The 1,533-nt window shown below is 69.1% G+C and carries 1 protein-coding gene; it reads left to right on the top strand.

What is annotated here, in order from left to right; all coding sequences use genetic code 11:
• A partial coding sequence (lepA, locus tag ACFE7W_RS07950) for a translation elongation factor 4 (RefSeq protein WP_375424237.1) occupies positions 1-1,533 on the top strand: 1,533 nt, incomplete at both ends.

Here is a 1,533-nt window from a genome sequence, read left to right on the forward strand (position 1 = left end):
CCGAGGGGGTCGTCCCCCTCGTACGGCAGAGCCAGGCGTACGTCCTCAACATGATCGACACCCCCGGCCACGTCGACTTCACCTACGAGGTGTCCCGCTCGCTGGCCGCCTGCGAGGGAGCGGTGCTGCTGGTCGACGCGGCGCAGGGCATCGAGGCGCAGACGCTGGCCAACCTCTACCTGGCTCTGGACGCGGACCTGCACATCATCCCGGTGCTGAACAAGATCGACCTGCCCAGCGCCCAGCCCGACAAGTACGCCGCGGAGCTCGCGGGGATCATCGGCTGCGACCCGGGTGAGGTGCTCCGGGTCTCGGCCAAGACGGGCGAGGGGGTCGAGGCGCTGCTGGACGAGATCGTCCGTCAGATCCCGGCGCCGGTCGGCGACCCGGACGCGCCGGCCCGCGCGCTGATCTTCGACTCGGTCTACGACACCTACCGCGGCGTCGTGACCTACGTCCGGGTGGTCGACGGCGAGCTCAGCCACCGCGAGCGGGTGCTGATGATGTCCACGAAGTCCGCGCACGAGGCGATCGAGGTCGGCGTGGTCTCGCCGGACCCGGTCAGTTCGCCCTCGCTCGGGGTCGGCGAGGTCGGCTACCTCATCACCGGGGTCAAGGACGTCCGGCAGTCCCGCGTCGGCGACACCGTCACCTCGGTGGCCCGGCCCGCCACCCAGGACCTCGGCGGCTACCGCCAGCCGAACCCGATGGTCTTCGCCGGGCTCTACCCGATCGACGGCGCCGACTACCCCGAGCTCCGCGAGGCGCTGGACAAGCTGCAGCTGAACGACGCGGCGCTGACGTACGAGCCGGAGACCTCGGGCGCGCTCGGCTTCGGCTTCCGGATCGGGTTCCTCGGCCTGCTGCACATGGAGATCGTCCGCGAGCGGTTGGAGCGCGAGTTCAATCTGGACCTCATCTCCACCGCGCCCAGCGTGGTCTACCGCGTGAAGCTCGAGAACGGCACCGAGCTGACCGTGACCAACCCCTCGGAGTACCCGACGGACGGCAAGATCGCCGAGGTCTACGAGCCGGTGGTCAAGGCGACGATCCTGACCCCGACCGACTACATCGGCACCATCCTCGAGCTGTGCCAGACCCGCCGCGGCGTCCAGCACGGGATGGAGTACCTCTCCGCCGACCGGGTCGAGATCCGCTACACCCTGCCGCTGGCCGAGATCGTCTTCGACTTCTTCGACGCGCTGAAGTCGCGGACCAAGGGCTACGCCAGCCTGGACTACGAGCCCTCGGGTGAGGAGTCCTCGGAGCTGGTCAAGGTCGACATCCTGCTGCACGGCGAGCCGGTGGACGCCTTCTCGGCCATCGTGCACAAGGACAAGGCCTACGCCTACGGGGTGCTGATGGCCGGCAAGCTCAAGGACCTCATCCCGCGGCAGCAGTTCGAGGTGCCGATCCAGGCCGCGATCGGCGCCCGGGTGATCGCCCGCGAGACGGTCCGCGCCATCCGCAAGGACGTGCTGGCCAAGTGCTACGGCGGTGACATCACCCGCAAGCGCAAGCTGCTGGAGAAGC

This window comes from uncultured Friedmanniella sp., assembly GCF_964244285.1.
Lineage (GTDB): Bacteria > Actinomycetota > Actinomycetes > Propionibacteriales > Propionibacteriaceae > Microlunatus.